We start from the raw sequence: 15,596 nt of genomic DNA, 5'->3' as shown, positions 1-15,596 counted from the left end.
TCACCACGTCATTTTTATGTTAAAGATTCTACTGATATTTATTGATTAGTTCGAAGTTTATTTTCAAATCCTTACCCAATTGCAACATCGTTTCACGTGGAACATACTGCTGTAGCCAAAACTTGAATAAAAATATGCATCATAAAAATAAATCCAAAGAAGCAGAGACTTGTTCATTTGAAAGAATTACTCATATACTCCCTTATAGTATATGAGTAAGGAATCAAACATGAGCCATTTACACCAAGATAAGAAGCTTTTAAACCGTGTCAAACGACTCCAAGGTCAAATGAATGCGGTAGAGCAAGCACTGCAGCACCCAGAGGCCGAGTGTATCAGCGTACTGCAACAAGTTGCTGCCATTAAAGGCGCCGTACATGGCTTAATGAATGAATTAATAGAAGCGCATTTACGCCATCATGTAATTGGCACACAGACTGAAACTAATGAAGAAGAATTGGCTGAGTTTATGCAACTCCTGAAACGCTATAGTTAAGATTTTACACAGGATAAATTGACCCTAGACACAGATCGCCAGTACACTGAGCAAACACCCGCCCATTTCTCATGTTCTGCATTTTTTAGTCAGAAATGAGCCTATAAATGCGACCTGTTTCATGACAAATTCTCAATCTTGGCGCCCATTTATAATGGTTAGCCTTGCCCTGATTATGGGTACCATCGGCACAGCACTTGCCAGCCCGTTGTATCCAATTTATCAGGAACTTTGGCATTTGCTACCGAGCCATATCACCTATATTTTTGTGGCTTATATGTTTGGTTGTCTGGCAACACTGCTATTTTTAGGCCGCGCCAGCAATAGTTTTGGCTTTCTTAAAACTTTACAAGCAGGCATGATTTTTGTCATTGCTGGCTTAGCACTCTCTGCCATTGCCCCAGATGCACTATTTTTATCCTTTGCACGCTTTTTAGTGGGTATTGCTTCTGGCCTCATTAGTACTTCAGCGATGCTCGGTCTGATTTACACCATTCCAACCAGCTATAAGCAAAACGCACCACAAATGAGTTCGATTATTACCGTTATCGGTTTTGGACTTGGGCCATTGATTGGCGGTGTAATTGCTCAGTTTTCTGCTCAGCCACTCATCACACCTTATCTTCCTGTCATCATTGGGGCAATTCTGTGCTTGATCGGGCTTTTTACGGTGAAGCATGTCCCTGCAGAAAAACAACCATTTTCAATTGCACCACATCTAGAATTGCCAGAAAAAAAATATCATGGCCTGTTTTATATCGCAGGTTTTACAGCATTCAGCGCATTCGCATCTTTTAGCTTATTTGCCTCTTTAGCACCGTCTTTTGTGAAAGATATTATTCCATGGCATGGCCCAGTTGTCAGTGGTACATCTCTTGCCAGCATTTTATTGGTATCAGCACTGTCGCAATACGCTGCCAAAAAAATGCCACCACGTAAGTCGTTGAGATTTGGTTTTTCTACACTCATCGTGGGCTATATTCTGTTATCGCTATGTGTTTCATTTCACTGGAGCGCACTGTTTTTTATGAGTGTGTTCAGTGCTGGAATTGGACACGGTTTGAGCCTACTGGGCGCATTTGGCATGATTCATGGCATGACCCAAACAGAGAATCGGGCTGCGGTGATGTCGACTTATTTGTTTATTGGCTATTTAGGCACAATTCTACCGATTATTGGTGTGGGGTATCTATCCGACCATTTTGGCTTTAGCGTCGGTATTATCGTTTTTTGTATCTCAGTCGGTGCCCTGTGCCTCAGTTTATTGTTCTGCCAACGCAGCATGACCACGCCACTACAGCACTAAGCACAAACATACTTTCAAATAAAAGCCCTCCAATGAGGGCTTTTATTTTTTAAAACAGCGAGGGAAACTGGCTTACTTTCCAATACAGAATGTATTATTAATATTTTAAATTATTAATATCAATAATTTATAAATTTAATTTAAAGTCAGTGACTAAAAGGTGACTATTAAAAACAATGATAGGCCAACTTTCTCATTAAGCGACTACCTAGTGTCAGCATAAATTGCCAATCATTATTATGGATAGCCAATTACTTAGAAAATCACAATATATAGCCCCAAATAAGTACTAGTTAGCGTATATACATTTTTCATCTTTTACCATATAAAAACATAATATTAGACTCAAATCATTTATGCGCCTAATTTAAAGAGATTTATGCTAAGTAAAAAAGTGGTCCTCCACATTTGAACCCTATGCATATTATTTAATTCAGTTAATTTACAAGTGATGCGAAAGAACACTTAAAACTTATTAAACTGTATATACTTTGTGCATAAAATTGAGTATTTTATCAACTTTATTAAGGGGTTATTATGAAAAAATTATTAGTAATTGGAACTTTATCAATATTTTCATCGTTAGCTTTCGCCAACAAACCACTCTTAGTCCAGTATGGATCACCAGCTCCACTTGGTGAGCAAACTGTACAAAACAGCTATGCGCCTGCATCTCAATCAGCTTCATACTTAAGCAAGATTTCTATTAACGCAGGATATGTTGGGGGTATGCTTGATGAGGACGATGTCAAACTTCGTTTAAAGGGCTGGGAGTTAGGTGGCATCTACTCTTTAGATAATAATTTTGGCCTGTTTGCTAAGTATGAGCAACAAAAAGATGAATTAAAATTCAAAGAATTTTCTGCTGGCGCTATATATAAGTTTTATGAACACAAAGATGTTTATATTACAGGTTCTGCTGGACTTGGCTACTCATGGGTAGACGGCAAAGACGCAGGTGATGAGCTAGAACTTGAATATTTAACTATCCCTGTTGGCTTAGAAATGGGTTATAAATTTACTCCAAATGTAGCAATCTATGGGGGTCTTGGTTATAAATGGATGTACAACCAAGATTCTAAAGTATGCTTAAATGGCATTTGTTATAATGCAGGCAACTTAAGTGAGCTTGATGTGAATGGCACAACTTACCGCGCAGGCTTCCGCTTTACATTTTAATAAAAGAATCTAATAAATTGCGATTTTTTTAAAACTTATTAACAATCTTAGCTTTGAATCTAAACCCTGCTTATGTAGGGTTTTTTAAATGCGTGCGAAAAGTATAACAATTCATTCACTATAAATAATCGAAACACCTAGATTAATGATTATGAGATAAATTGACTAAGTGCTTTCAAGAGAAACTAACTAAGAACAGGAAATATATTATTTATATATTTTTTATCTTAGTTTAAAAATAATAAGGCATTAAATTTTATTTTTCTTTAGAAATGGTGCTAATTTGCTAATTTTACGCTCCAAGCCTTATAGATAAAGACTTTCACATTAGCAAACGGTTTGCTAATCGTTGCTAAAATTGCTAATTATTTGCTAAAAATTGATAAAATTAGCAGTTTCTTTAGCAAAATTAGCAGGCATTAGCAGATGGATTGCTAAAACCAAAACCTTATACAGTAAGGCTTTGGCTATGATTTTAGCAAATTAGCAGGTTTTTAGAGGGTTGGATTTTTTTCTATGTACTGCCTACCATTAATTAAGATATTTTTTATATAATTACAGTCCTCTAATTCCTGTAATGCTAAATTTAAAACATCTTTATTTTTTCTAAAAACCATAGGGGCATTAGTCTGTAACTTAGAACGCATGATCTTGGAATCCTTTTGCTTTGCTAACCAGTTCCATAATAGTTGGCTATGGGTTATTTCATTGGTTTCTAAATCAGCATATCTAATCCATTCAGCCAAAGAATGCCGTAACATACTGCAAGCCGACTGCATAATATGCGCCGTGATATATTGTTCTCCCTCAAAATAAGCCAATACCGTAGCCAAACGCCGTGCTAACTGGCTCGCACGACTCGCAAAAGGCTTAATAGATTCATACGGCTTACCTTTGGCTTGATTCAATTCACACTCATTATAAAAGTCTAAATCAATCTGATATGCCTCTGTGTCAAACTGTATGACACGGCGTTTAAACACATCTATCGTGCCTGTATCATCCAAAACACGAGGTATCCCATCAGTATTAGCTAATTCCTTGCACCGTTCCCAATATCGGGTTAATCGGAGATCTTTATTCATCAGTTTGGATTGCTCTCTAAACACTGCATTCTGTTGTCTTTCACCTGCTAGGCTATCAGGTGCAGTGAATAGAAAACGAGGTAAAAAGCCTTGTTCACGCTTAATAGGATCTTTTAACTCACTGTTTAAAATTTCCCTTTGTCCTTGCAAGTTAAATGTTAAACGAACGCCATAGGCTGAACCGCTACCGTTCTCATTTGACTTGGATCGCTGTCTTTGAACAAAGCCATCATCAAACAACTTGGTAAAGCCTCCCAATACACTATTCGCCGTATCGCCTTTCATACTATGCCCCCCAAAGAATTGAGCAGCTTCATCAGTATTAATTGAGCCATCACGGATGACTCTATCAATGTATAAGCCAGCTAATGATTCAAAGGTAATATCATTAAACATTGTATTAGGATCTTGAGGTCGTGGATTCTCTTGTTCAAATGCCTCTCTATTCGTCTTACCCTTTACAGATACAGATCTTTGCTTCCATTTTTGCAAATCATCACCATACTGCTGCAATTGCATCTTACGAATATCTTTTAAAACCCTATCAGCTATATCTTTGCATGAGCTTTTACGGCTTCCACTTCCGCCCTCAGTAATAAGAAATAAACTACAAGGCTCACCTTGTCCGTTAAAATCCATTGGCTTTGGTGCATTTACTTCCGCTTGAGCTAAATGCGATAGCGTTCCTAGTACACACATTACCGCCATTGCTATAGGGGCTTGTACATATTGAGCAATCGCCTCACTTGCTTCTCTAACAATGATCGGCAAATCTTGAATAGGAAAAGGCGTAGCTTTTGATATGCTTTTTGATAAAGGAATGACCGCTTGCCAAGTATTGGTATCTTTCGCCTTAGATGGCTGTATAAGCCCCATAGAGGCAAGTACATCATTTACCGCCTGTAGTGCTTGGGCTTTATCCATACCACCATGTACAAGTAAATCAAAGCCATCACCGCCTATGGTTTCACACTCTGCACCTTGACCACAAATAAACGTACCATTACCGCCTTGATTATCAAATCTAAAACGATCTTTACCCCCACACATCGGACACGGCGCATGTTCATTTTGATTGGTTGGCAATACATAACCCAACTTTCTAAAAATCTCATGCCATTGCCCATTTGCTTGTGATTTGGCTTGCTCAAAACTAAGAGGTATAATTGATAATGTGTTTAAGGTCGGTTGTGCTTGTCGTGCAATCGGCTTTTCTTTTTCTTCAATTTCTTGAACTGGCAATGACTGTACAAAATTAATCACTTCCTCAGCCGTGTAATGTCTTTTATCCACATGAGCGACTCTAGTGATAAATGCTTCACCTTTTTGATGTTTAAACCCTGCAAGGCGCATAATTCTTGGTAAATCATGTATCCCCTTATCCACACCATCATCCAAGAAATACGCAATCAATCTCTTTTGTAATGCTGTGAATTGATCAAGGGGAATATTGCTATTTTTATCTAATACCCAATAAGCATGATGCTTACCTTTAGATGACTCAATAACCATATTGGGTGGCAAATCTAGGTTAACTAAATCACCAACACGCTCCATATTGACCGTATCAAAATCAACAAATAGCGCACGTACACGAATAATATTTTCTGTTTTACGCCCTTTGCCATCGGTTTGATTAACCGTAACAAATACTCCTGCACCTTGCTCATTATTACGTGCCAGTAGGCTATAGCATTGGGCTAAAGTTCCACTGACAGTTTTTACAAGCGTTTTATCTTTGTGGTCTGCATGATCAGCCAAAGTCTGGAATGTAAAACTTTCACATTGACCAAGAAAATCAAGCATGTATTCCATTTCGTTTCGATCTATTAAAGGGGTAGTCATTTATTCACCCCCATAACGTAACTAGGCGATGAATCCCTAGAATGATAAGAATAAAAATTGTCCCATAAATCAGCCCTAAAGCTAAATCCAATAAAACCTGTTTCATGAGAATTAGCCCTCCATCTTTTCGATAGAGGTACGGCTTGCTATACGCTCTGAAATCCATAAATCAATCTCTGATTCAAGCCAAGCGACACGGCGTTCAGATATTTGAATTGGCTTAGGGAAATTGCCTTTTGCCATTTCTGCATAGATAGATGAAGCTCCAAAGCCTGTTTTGGCTTGTACTTCTTTACGGCGGATTAAACGTAGATTTTGAGCGGTTTGCTCATTTAAGATATTCATAATATCTAAGCTCCCAAATAGGATATGCCTAGACACAAAATAAGAAATGAAATGTAATTTTTAGATAAATAGCTGATTAATAAATATAAGAGTGCTAGTCACTCAATTCGAGTAACAATTAATATTTGCAATTCTAGTTGCAAATCCGTACACACGGTTATACTATAAAAATCAGTTTTAAATCGTTTACATTTCTAAGATTCCTTAGTTTTGTGCCTTTCAAGGGCGTTTTAAAGCATTCAGCAATAGGGAAGGTAGAAGATTCCTAAAGCTACGAGTTTCATAAAGAGGGTTAAGTATGTCGAAGTGCTTAACCTTTTTTTATTGTTCATTGATTTCTATAGAACCCAATGAACTAAGTGCATCATGTGGGACATTTTTCTCTTTTGCAACATTAAAATTAAAAAATATTTAATCTAAGTTACTGTATTAATTGCAATTATAATTGCAATAGGTTAAATACCAACTACATCTATTTGATTTTTCTAGCTTCATTAAAAAACACGAGGTTACTTTCATAGATAATATTAAAAATATATTCACTCCATTTTTTCATCATCTCTATACGTTCTTTCTCATACTTAGCCTTATTGTAGACACCTCTAACGCCTTTCATGGTGTGATTTAAACAAGCCTCAATTGCATCACTATTAAAGCCTTGCTCATTTAGATGTGTACTCGCTGTACGGCGTAAATCATGCACAGTGAAATCAGGTATTTCTGTTAATTTTAATGCCGACTTTTGCGCCGTATTAAAAGCGTTATGACTGATATGCGTACCACTCTTGCGCCCAACAAATACATAAGGCTCATTGCCTGCAATGGTCTTCAATTCCTTAAATATCTCTATAACTTGATCAGACATATAAACAACCATTTCACGGCTATGACCAGTTGCACTATCCGCCTTTGTTTCAGGGATTAGCCATAAACGTTGTTCAAAGTCGATATGCTCCCATTTCGCCCTCAGTAGCTCTGATTTACGCACTAAAGTAAGTAATGACAGTAATAAGCCTAATTTACGTGGACGGTAAATACGTGAGTTTAAAAGGGTAGTGTAGTAAATGCGGATTTCACTAATACTTAAATATCTGTTTCTAGGTACGGCTTTATAAATATGTCGTGTTGGGATAGCTAACACTGGGTTGTATGGGACTAATCCAAGCGTCATTGCATAGTCAAACATACGCTTTAATAAGCCTCTGACTTGATTCGCTGCGGCATCATAGCCTTGCTCTTTCTTGCGCCATATCACACGACGTACATCATCAACACTGATCTTATCTAATGCAATGTGACCTACCATCGGGTAAATATCATTGTTTAAACATAAAACCATGTTGTACGGATTTTTACGTTCTTTAGAAATGACCTCTTTTAAATAGCTTTCGCCATAGTCTTTAAACAATATCCCTTGTGGTTTGTTCTTTTCCTTTTTAGGTGAAAACCCTTTCGCTACCATTGAAGCCGATTCATCACGTAACTGTCGGGCATCTTTAAGAGATAGATCAGGATAACGACCTAAAACAAGCCGTTCTTGTTTGCCATCCAGTGAATAACGATAGTGCCAAGACTTTACTCCCGATTCCTTAACCTCAATGAATAATCCGTTATTCAGCTTGTCTTTAACTGAGTATCTTTTTTCTTGTGCTTTAAGGTTTTGTATTTCTCGATCTGTTGAGAAAAACAAGCCGTTTGTCTTTGGCATTATTCTAGTCACTCAAATATAAAAATAAGATTCTATTGTCACGTAACTATTAGGTGACTAAAAAAATCATAGCACTAGATGAACTAATAGAACATATAGGAACAATATTAAGGCATAAAAAAAGCACTAAGTTATTAAAACTTAATGCTATTTAATTAAAGTTAAAACTTATTGGAACTTATTGGAACATTAGCTTAAATTGAAATTACTTTCCAATACAAAACGATCCAAAGATCTTGCCCAATAAGTCATCAGCACTAAAATCACCGGTAATTTCACCGAGTGCATTTTGTGCAAGGCGAAGCGACTCTGCGACCAATTCACCTGCGTGGTAAACCACTAATTGCTCACGTGCCTCTGCAAGATAGTGCTGAGTGCGCTTCATTGCGTCCAAATGGCGTGTTCGTGCAATAAAGGTATCTTCTTCTGGTTGGAAGCCTGCATGCGCTGTAACAGCATCTATCAGTGCTTGAACGCCTGTTTCTTGCTTCGCAGACACCGTAATATGGCGAAAGCCTTGATAATCGCTCAATGCTGACGTTGTTGCAGTTAAATCACATTTATTCCCAATCAACATTAAGCGCTTAGGCTCAATGTGTTCTGCAAAATAATCTTGCGCTAATTGTAGTGGATCTTCACCCTGACTTAAGTCATAAACCAAAAGCAATAAATCCGCCTGCTCAATTTCCTTAATCGCACGGCGGATGCCTTCTTTTTCAACCACATCACCCGTTTCACGCAGACCTGCAGTATCTGTTAGCGTAATAGGTAAACCATTCAGCGTGATTTTTTCATGTAAAACATCACGTGTCGTGCCCGCAATATCGGTCACAATTGCACGTTCAACACCTGCTAGAGCATTGAGTAAAGATGATTTACCAGCATTGGGTTTACCCGCAATCACCACTTGTAGGCCTTCACGGAGCAACTGTCCTTGGCGTGCTGATTGTTGCACAGCGCTGACAGAAGCACTCACCCCATCCAATAAACCTAAAATTTTACCATCAGCCAAAAAGTCAATTTCTTCTTCTGGAAAATCAATGGCCGCTTCTACATGCAAACGTAAGTGAATTAGATTTTCTAACACCGCATTCACTTTAGTTGAAAATGCACCTTGCAAAGAACGTACGGCCGAACGTGCTGCAGCTTGTGAGGTAGCATCAATCAAATCGGCAATGGCTTCTGCTTGTACCAAGTCCATTTTGCCATTTTCAAAGGCACGCATTGAAAACTCACCCGCTTTGGCAGCTACCGCACCGAGCTCTAGTAAGCGTGCAAGGAGTGCATTTTGAATAACAGGTCCACCATGACCTTGCAATTCAACAACGTCTTCACCTGTAAATGAATGCGGATTTGGGAAGCAAATCACCAAGCCCTCATCCATAATTTCGCCGTGAACATCTAAGAACTTACGAAAGCCTGCATAACGTGCTTTAGGCAATTCAGATTGGCACAGCGCCTCTGTAATTGCATACGATTTTGGCCCAGATAGGCGAATTACACCGACACCACCACGACCGGGCGGGGTTGCAATGGCAGCAATTGTGGTTCGGTTTTGCATAACATTCACCTAAAAAATTCTCAAATTACAAGCAAAGAAAAATCCGCCTAAGATTACCATCTTAAGCGGATTTATTCAGCCCATCAGCACTGCTTAGTTTGCTGAATCTGCGCCTTCACGTTTTAAACGGTCTTTTTCAACGCCTTTATTAATCAGGCCTTGTTGCAAGATCGTAATACTGTTGTTACAGATCCAGTACAGCACGAGGCCTGCAGGGAAGAACAACATAAATACCGTAAAGATGATTGGCATGATTTTGAACACTTTAGCTTGCATAGGATCTGCAGGCTGTGGGTTCAAACTTTGCTGGATAAACATCGTCAAGCCCATCAACAATGGCAGGATAAACCAAGGGTCCATTGCAGATAAATCTTGAATCCAACCTAACCATGGTGCATGACGAAGTTCAACTGACTCCATCAATACCCAATACAACGCAAGGAAAATTGGCATTTGTAATAACAATGGTAAGCACCCAGAAAGAGGGTTAACTTGCTCACGCTTGTACAAAGCCATCATTTCTTGAGAGAAGCGCATACGGTCTTCACCGAACTCTTCTTTCATACGTTGCATTTCAGGCGCAATCACACGCATTTTCGCCATAGAGCGATAGCTCTTCGACGACAACGGCCAAAGAATTAATTTCACTAGAATCGTCAATAAAATAATTGACCAACCCCAGTTGCCCACTAAACCGTGGAAGAACTGTAAGCCTAAGAATAAAAGCTTCGCAATTGGCCACAACCAACCATAATCTACAGTTTGGTTTAAACCAACAGCTAAATCTTTTAATTCAGACTGAATTTTTGGTCCTGAGTAGAATGTTGCATCTAATTCAGCAACCGTACCCGCAGGAACGTTAATTGTTGGCGAAGTAAAACCAATGATGTTCATGTCATCTGTTGATTTACGTGATTCCAACTTCGCTGCATAAGGCTGACCATTGGCTTGCGTTAATTTAAGCTCGCCCGGAATCCATGCACTTACAAAATAATGTTGTACCACAGCAACCCAACCGCCTTTTGCTTCAACATTCAACTTTTCTTCATTGAAGTTAGCAAATTTTAGCTTGTTGTAATGCTCATCCGGTGTACCCCATGCGCCGCCAAGGAAGGTGCCCAAAGTGAAAATCCCTTGATCCGATTTACCTGGATCTTCTGAATTATCACGTTTGATTTGACCAAACATTTGACCTTGCCAATTTTGTGCACTGCGGTTCACCACTTTGTGATTCACAATAATCGGGTAATCACCTTGAGTGAACGTAAATGACTTGATAATTTCAATGCCATCTGCAGTTTTATACACCATTGGTACAGTAAGGACTTTGACCGCTTTACCATCTTTATCTTTAGACGCTTTTGCATCAGCTAAAGTATATGCTGATTTTTCAATCTCATAAGATGGTCGACCTGCACGGCTACTGTCGGGACCGTTTAGACCAATTAAGCCTGATTGTGCTACATACGTACGTTTTGCATCACTTTCGAGCATTACAAAAGGTTGGTCACTGTCTTTATTCTTGTCATGGTTGAGTAATTCAACACGAACAATATCACCACCCTTTGGATTAATCCAAAGATGATAAAGGTCAGTTTTTACAGAAATAAGCTGTTGGCTTACTGGTGCTGTTGCATCTGCTGTTTGTTGTGCTGGCACATTTGCTTGTGGCACATCAGTGGTCGCTGACGCCGCTGTTTGAGCATTTGGCAAATCGGCAGAGACTTCATGCGAAACAGCAGCAGCGGTTGGCTGTGCTTTAACTTCTGCATGACCGTAGTCTTTTTGCCAAGCCAAAATAAGCAAATAAGCGACAACAAACATGGCTCCTAGAATGGCAATCCTGGCCCATTGTTGCATATCTATTACCCCAAGTGGTTAGAGTGTTTTTGGTTCAATAAACGATCACGAAAGGGTACAGCAACGTGACGCGTTTGAGAATCTATTTGCTGAAATGAAATAAAACGAACTGCTTTGGCTGGCACTGGGTCATACCCTGAGCCACCCCAAGGATGACAGCGACAAATACGATGAACAGACAGCCAGACACCACGCACAGCACCATGCCGATGGATTGCTTCCAAAGAATACTGAGAACAGGTTGGAATATAGCGACAACGAGGCCCAAGTAAGGGACTAATCACTATTTGATAGAAACGAATGAACCAATGCAGTAGACGTACCATTGGTTGTCTCTACTTTTTCTGTGAGGAGGGAGCTGTTTTTGAATGCTTTTTGGCAATACGTTGAAGCTTTTGCCAAGCAAATTGTAATTGCTGATGCAATTCTGCATTTGGGACTGCTTCTATACCTACTTTAGGCATCACCACAATATCCAATACATCTAATTGCTGCTGATGCAAGCGAAAGCTTTCGCGAGCCAGACGTTTTACTCGATTTCTTTCATGTGCACGACGTACTTTTTTCTTAGCAACAACAATACCCAAACGGCTTTTAGGCTGTTCGGAAATTTTCGCAAGAAATAAGAAATGGGGCTGATGCACTTTAAAAAGCGCACCATCGAACACACTTTTATAGTCGTCAGCACAGTGTATGCGAACATCTGTGCTAAACCCATAAAGTGTTGTCATAACACCCAAGTCGTGTATAGCTTTAACAGATTAAACAGTTAAGCTATGACGGCCTTTTGCACGGCGACGAGCTAATACTTGACGACCAGCTTTAGTAGCCATACGAGCACGGAAGCCATGAACGCGTTTACGTTTTAGTTCAGAAGGCTGGAAAGTACGTTTCATATCGAAACTCCAAAAATGATCTTTCTATGAAGGTTCGCGATTTTAGTGCTCATTGCTTGAGCTGTCAATTAAAAACCAACTTTCTTTTAAAAACAAATTAAGTTAAGACAATAAAAGTGATCAAAATAAAAATGTGTTGTTTTATCGAATATCGGTTTACACACAGGATAAATCATTGTTTATTATGATAAAATAAGATATTAACAACTTTAACCACAAAGTTATCCACAATAAGATTTAAATTTAAATTCCAACTTAGTTTTAAATTTGAATTTAAATCGCAATCTTAGTTATCCCCAGAAAATCGAGTTTCTATAAATAAATTCAAATTTATAAATTTAAATTTATTATTATTAGTGTTGAGTTTTTCTGTGGAAATCGTATTTTAAAATATAAAAAACAAATGTTTAAATTGTGAATAACTATGTTTTTATTTTTTTGATACATTGTGGATAACTTTATGTTATATTTTATCCACAGCTTGCGGATAAACTTATCCACACACGGTTTAAATTTAAATTTATGATCTAAAAATGGCTTATTTGATTAATTTCTGCTGAATTGTTCATGACAGATGTGGATAACTTGGTTAGAATGGCGACCCGCTTTGCGGGCTAGCATATTTTTTTATTGGCACAATGGAATGAATAGGGGTTTCACATGCTTTGGACAGACTGCTTAAATCGCTTGCGACAAGAGCTTTCGGGAAATGTCTTTACGATGTGGATCCGTCCGTTGGTGGCTGAAGAGTCAGAAGACACATTGCGCTTATATGCGCCCAATCCGTATTGGACGCGTTATATTCAAGAACATCATCTTGAGCTCATTACTATTTTAGCGGAGCAGTTGTCTGAAGGTCGGGTACGTAAAGTTGAAATTCAAGTCGATTCTCGTCCTGGGGCTATTTTATCTGCCAGTGAGCAACCTGCGACAACAACAGCAGCTTTAACACCTAGTCCTGCACCGATTGCGAAACCTAAAAAAGAACGTGAAGACAGTAGTGCAAAACAGATTCGTAAGCGTCAATTAAACCCTTTATTTAGTTTCTCTTTATTTGTCGAAGGTCGTTCGAACCAAATGGCAGCAGAAACTTGTCGTAAAGTGTTAACGCAATTGGGTGAATCTCAGCACAATCCATTATTTTTATATGGCCCGACGGGTTTGGGTAAAACACACTTAATGCAAGCTGTGGGTAATGCCCTATTACAAGCAAAACCGAATGCGCGGGTCATGTACATGACAGCTGAAAGTTTTGTGCAAGATTTTGTGAGCTCATTACAACAAGGCAAAGTTGAAGAGTTTAAAAAGAATTGTCGTTCATTGGATTTACTGTTGGTCGATGATATTCATTTGCTTGCAGGTAAAGAAGCCAGTTTGGTGGAATTCTTTTACACTTTTAATGCGTTATTGGATGAGTCAAAACAAATTATTCTAACGTCGGATCGTTATCCTAAAGAGCTTACTGAACTCGATCCACGTTTAGTGTCACGTTTTTCTTGGGGCTTGTCTGTGGGTGTGGAACCTCCAGATATTGAAACTCGAATTGAAATTTTGTTAAAAAAAGCCGAAAGCAATGATGTGGAATTACCACGAAATTGTGCTTTGTTTATTGCACAACAAGTTGTAGCCAATGTTCGTGAATTGGAAGGCGCTTTAAATAAAGTCGTTGCGATTTCACGTTTTAAAGGGACGCCAATTGATTTAGATGTTGTGCGTGAATCCTTAAAAGATGTTTTGGCCATTCGCGCACGAACTATCAGCACTGAAAATATTCAGCGCGTGGTGAGTGAATACTTCCGAATCCCATTAAAAGAGTTAGTCGGTCCAAAACGCACACGTATTTATGCGCGACCTCGTCAGCTTGCAATGGGGCTTGCACGTGAGTTAACAGGGGATAGTTTCCCTGAAATTGGTATGGCTTTTGGTGGGCGTGATCACAGTACTGTGATGCATGCGTGTGAAAAAGTTCAAAGCCTGCGTGAGGAAGATCCAATCTTTAATGAAGACTATAAAAACCTTCTTCGCTTGCTTCAAAGTTAAGGTGTTTTTGGTTAAATTCTATTCTTGCAATGCGACCTTATCTGCCGCATAGTACACTGCTAAAAAATTAATTTTATTTGTTCTTAATCTTCAGTTTTTAGAGGAATGCATCGTGCGTTTAAAAATCGCGAAAGAAAGCTTACTGAATGTTCTATCACATGTCGTAGGAGCGGTTGAACGTCGCCATACCCTCAACATTTTATCAAACCTAAAAATTCAGGTGACTGAGCAAGCTCTGACCATTACTGGGTCAGATCTTGAAGTTGAACTTGTGGCATCAACCACTTTATCTGAGGGTGCATGCTTACAAGCAGGTGAGACCACTGTTCCTGCACGTAAGTTGGTAGATATCTGTAAATCTTTGCCATCTGCAGCATTAGTTGATTTACAAATCACAGAAGATCAACGTTGTATTTTAAAGTCTGGAAATAGTCGCTTTGTGCTGGGTACTTTACCTGCAGAAGATTATCCATTGTTGACTACAGAAAATACGCAAGGGACAGAAGTTACAGTTACACAGCGTGAATTAAAACGTTTATTTGAAAAAACCGCATTTGCTATGGCGGTGCAGGATGTTCGTTTTTATTTAACGGGTACATTGTTGGAAATTGATCAAAATCAATTGCGTGCAGTGACGACAGATGGTCACCGTTTAGCATTGTGTGAAACGACTGCTGTTTCTAATGCGTCACAGTTGGTACAAGCGATTGCACCGCGTAAAGCAGTAGGTGAGTTACAACGTTTGTTGAGCGTTGAAGATGAGCAATTGGCTTTGTTAATTGGTCGTGAATTGTTAAATGTGACGATTCGTATCCCAAGCCGCGACAAAGAACAACATGACATTATGGTGCGTTTCACGACCAAATTGATTGATGGTAAATTCCCAGATTATCGCCGTGTGATTCCACGTGGTGGCGACAAAAATGTACGTATTGCACATGATGTATTTAAGCAATCATTGCAACGTGTTGCGATTTTAAGTAACGAAAAACTGCGTGGTGTATTCTTGCATTTTAATGAAGATTCATTGCAATTGCGTGCGAATAACCCAGAGCAAGACGAAGCTGTTGAAGACTTAGCGATTCAATATTCAGATGCATCGATGGAAATGTCGTTCAATGCACAGTATTTGTTGGATGTATTGAGTGTGCTGGATGGTGATGATGTATTGATGACCATGACTGAGGCGAATCAGTCGGTATTGGTACAAGATCCACTACATCAAGATCAAACTTATGTTGTGATGCCAATGCGCGTTTAATTGATTTTTTAGAC

The 15,596-nt window shown here is 38.9% G+C and carries 13 protein-coding genes; 5 read left to right on the top strand and 8 right to left on the bottom strand.

Going from position 1 to position 15,596, the window contains the following annotated elements; all coding sequences use genetic code 11:
• Positions 1-229: 229 nt before the first annotated feature.
• The 3 genes from DYI81_RS15155 (at position 230) to DYI81_RS15145 (ending at position 2,981) form a co-directional block, all read left to right on the top strand.
• The gene (locus DYI81_RS15155) at positions 230-496 is read left to right on the top strand and encodes a metal/formaldehyde-sensitive transcriptional repressor (RefSeq protein WP_106986180.1); all 267 of its coding nucleotides are present in this window, start codon (positions 230-232) and stop codon (positions 494-496) included.
• Between the two features lie 121 nt (positions 497-617).
• Positions 618-1,802, top strand: coding sequence for an MFS transporter (locus DYI81_RS15150; protein ID WP_117007996.1), 1,185 nt, complete (start codon positions 618-620; stop codon positions 1,800-1,802).
• Between the two features lie 537 nt (positions 1,803-2,339).
• Positions 2,340-2,981, top strand: a complete 642-nt coding sequence (locus DYI81_RS15145) for a hypothetical protein (protein WP_117007995.1) — start codon at positions 2,340-2,342, stop codon at positions 2,979-2,981.
• A gap of 494 nt (positions 2,982-3,475) precedes the next feature.
• On the opposite strand, the gene DYI81_RS15140 is transcribed toward DYI81_RS15145, so the two are convergent.
• From DYI81_RS15140 to rpmH, 8 genes are all read right to left on the bottom strand, one after another.
• Positions 3,476-5,911, bottom strand: a complete 2,436-nt coding sequence (locus tag DYI81_RS15140) for a DUF3987 domain-containing protein (RefSeq protein WP_117007994.1) — start codon at positions 5,909-5,911, stop codon at positions 3,476-3,478.
• 111 nt (positions 5,912-6,022) lie between these two features.
• Positions 6,023-6,256: an AlpA family transcriptional regulator gene (locus DYI81_RS15135; RefSeq protein ID WP_117007993.1), complete on the bottom strand. Its 234-nt coding sequence runs from the start codon at positions 6,254-6,256 to the stop codon at positions 6,023-6,025.
• Positions 6,257-6,728: 472 nt separating this feature from the next.
• Positions 6,729-7,964 (bottom strand): tyrosine-type recombinase/integrase, encoded by a 1,236-nt coding sequence (locus DYI81_RS15130; RefSeq protein WP_117007992.1) that lies wholly within the window; start codon positions 7,962-7,964, stop codon positions 6,729-6,731.
• A 205-nt stretch (positions 7,965-8,169) separates the two neighbouring features.
• Positions 8,170-9,525 carry a tRNA uridine-5-carboxymethylaminomethyl(34) synthesis GTPase MnmE gene (mnmE, locus tag DYI81_RS15125; RefSeq protein ID WP_106986182.1) on the bottom strand — a complete coding sequence of 452 codons (1,356 nt, stop codon included), beginning with the start codon at positions 9,523-9,525 and terminating at the stop codon, positions 8,170-8,172.
• Between the two features lie 93 nt (positions 9,526-9,618).
• Positions 9,619-11,385 carry a membrane protein insertase YidC gene (gene yidC, locus DYI81_RS15120; RefSeq protein ID WP_106986183.1) on the bottom strand — a complete coding sequence of 589 codons (1,767 nt, stop codon included), beginning with the start codon at positions 11,383-11,385 and terminating at the stop codon, positions 9,619-9,621.
• Positions 11,386-11,390: 5 nt separating this feature from the next.
• On the bottom strand, positions 11,391-11,711 hold the full coding sequence (yidD, locus tag DYI81_RS15115) for a membrane protein insertion efficiency factor YidD (protein ID WP_106986184.1): 321 nt from the start codon (positions 11,709-11,711) through the stop codon (positions 11,391-11,393).
• 9 nt (positions 11,712-11,720) lie between these two features.
• Positions 11,721-12,116 (bottom strand): ribonuclease P protein component, encoded by a 396-nt coding sequence (rnpA, locus tag DYI81_RS15110; protein WP_106986185.1) that lies wholly within the window; start codon positions 12,114-12,116, stop codon positions 11,721-11,723.
• A 30-nt stretch (positions 12,117-12,146) separates the two neighbouring features.
• On the bottom strand, positions 12,147-12,281 hold the full coding sequence (rpmH, locus tag DYI81_RS15105) for a 50S ribosomal protein L34 (protein WP_000831329.1): 135 nt from the start codon (positions 12,279-12,281) through the stop codon (positions 12,147-12,149).
• A gap of 660 nt (positions 12,282-12,941) precedes the next feature.
• On the opposite strand from rpmH, the gene dnaA reads away from it, so the two are divergent.
• Together dnaA and dnaN are read left to right on the top strand one after the other, a co-directional pair.
• Positions 12,942-14,321, top strand: a complete 1,380-nt coding sequence (dnaA, locus tag DYI81_RS15100) for a chromosomal replication initiator protein DnaA (protein ID WP_117007991.1) — start codon at positions 12,942-12,944, stop codon at positions 14,319-14,321.
• A gap of 112 nt (positions 14,322-14,433) precedes the next feature.
• Positions 14,434-15,582, top strand: a complete 1,149-nt coding sequence (gene dnaN / locus DYI81_RS15095) for a DNA polymerase III subunit beta (RefSeq protein ID WP_106986187.1) — start codon at positions 14,434-14,436, stop codon at positions 15,580-15,582.
• Positions 15,583-15,596 lie beyond the last annotated feature (14 nt).

This window comes from Acinetobacter sp. SWAC5 (assembly GCF_003419885.1).
Classification (GTDB): domain Bacteria; phylum Pseudomonadota; class Gammaproteobacteria; order Pseudomonadales; family Moraxellaceae; genus Acinetobacter; species Acinetobacter cumulans.
This window is presented reverse-complemented; position numbering and strand designations above follow the sequence as displayed.

Coding starts and splice junctions, on each gene's coding strand:
- DYI81_RS15155 (WP_106986180.1), top strand. CDS start 230: ATGAGCCATTTACACCAAGATAAGAAGCTTTTAAACCGTGTCAAACGA.
- DYI81_RS15150 (WP_117007996.1), top strand. CDS start 618: ATGACAAATTCTCAATCTTGGCGCCCATTTATAATGGTTAGCCTTGCC.
- DYI81_RS15145 (WP_117007995.1), top strand. CDS start 2,340: ATGAAAAAATTATTAGTAATTGGAACTTTATCAATATTTTCATCGTTA.
- DYI81_RS15140 (WP_117007994.1), bottom strand. CDS start 5,911: ATGACTACCCCTTTAATAGATCGAAACGAAATGGAATACATGCTTGAT.
- DYI81_RS15135 (WP_117007993.1), bottom strand. CDS start 6,256: ATGAATATCTTAAATGAGCAAACCGCTCAAAATCTACGTTTAATCCGC.
- DYI81_RS15130 (WP_117007992.1), bottom strand. CDS start 7,964: ATGCCAAAGACAAACGGCTTGTTTTTCTCAACAGATCGAGAAATACAA.
- mnmE (WP_106986182.1), bottom strand. CDS start 9,525: ATGCAAAACCGAACCACAATTGCTGCCATTGCAACCCCGCCCGGTCGT.
- yidC (WP_106986183.1), bottom strand. CDS start 11,385: ATGCAACAATGGGCCAGGATTGCCATTCTAGGAGCCATGTTTGTTGTC.
- yidD (WP_106986184.1), bottom strand. CDS start 11,711: ATGGTACGTCTACTGCATTGGTTCATTCGTTTCTATCAAATAGTGATT.
- rnpA (WP_106986185.1), bottom strand. CDS start 12,116: ATGACAACACTTTATGGGTTTAGCACAGATGTTCGCATACACTGTGCT.
- rpmH (WP_000831329.1), bottom strand. CDS start 12,281: ATGAAACGTACTTTCCAGCCTTCTGAACTAAAACGTAAACGCGTTCAT.
- dnaA (WP_117007991.1), top strand. CDS start 12,942: ATGCTTTGGACAGACTGCTTAAATCGCTTGCGACAAGAGCTTTCGGGA.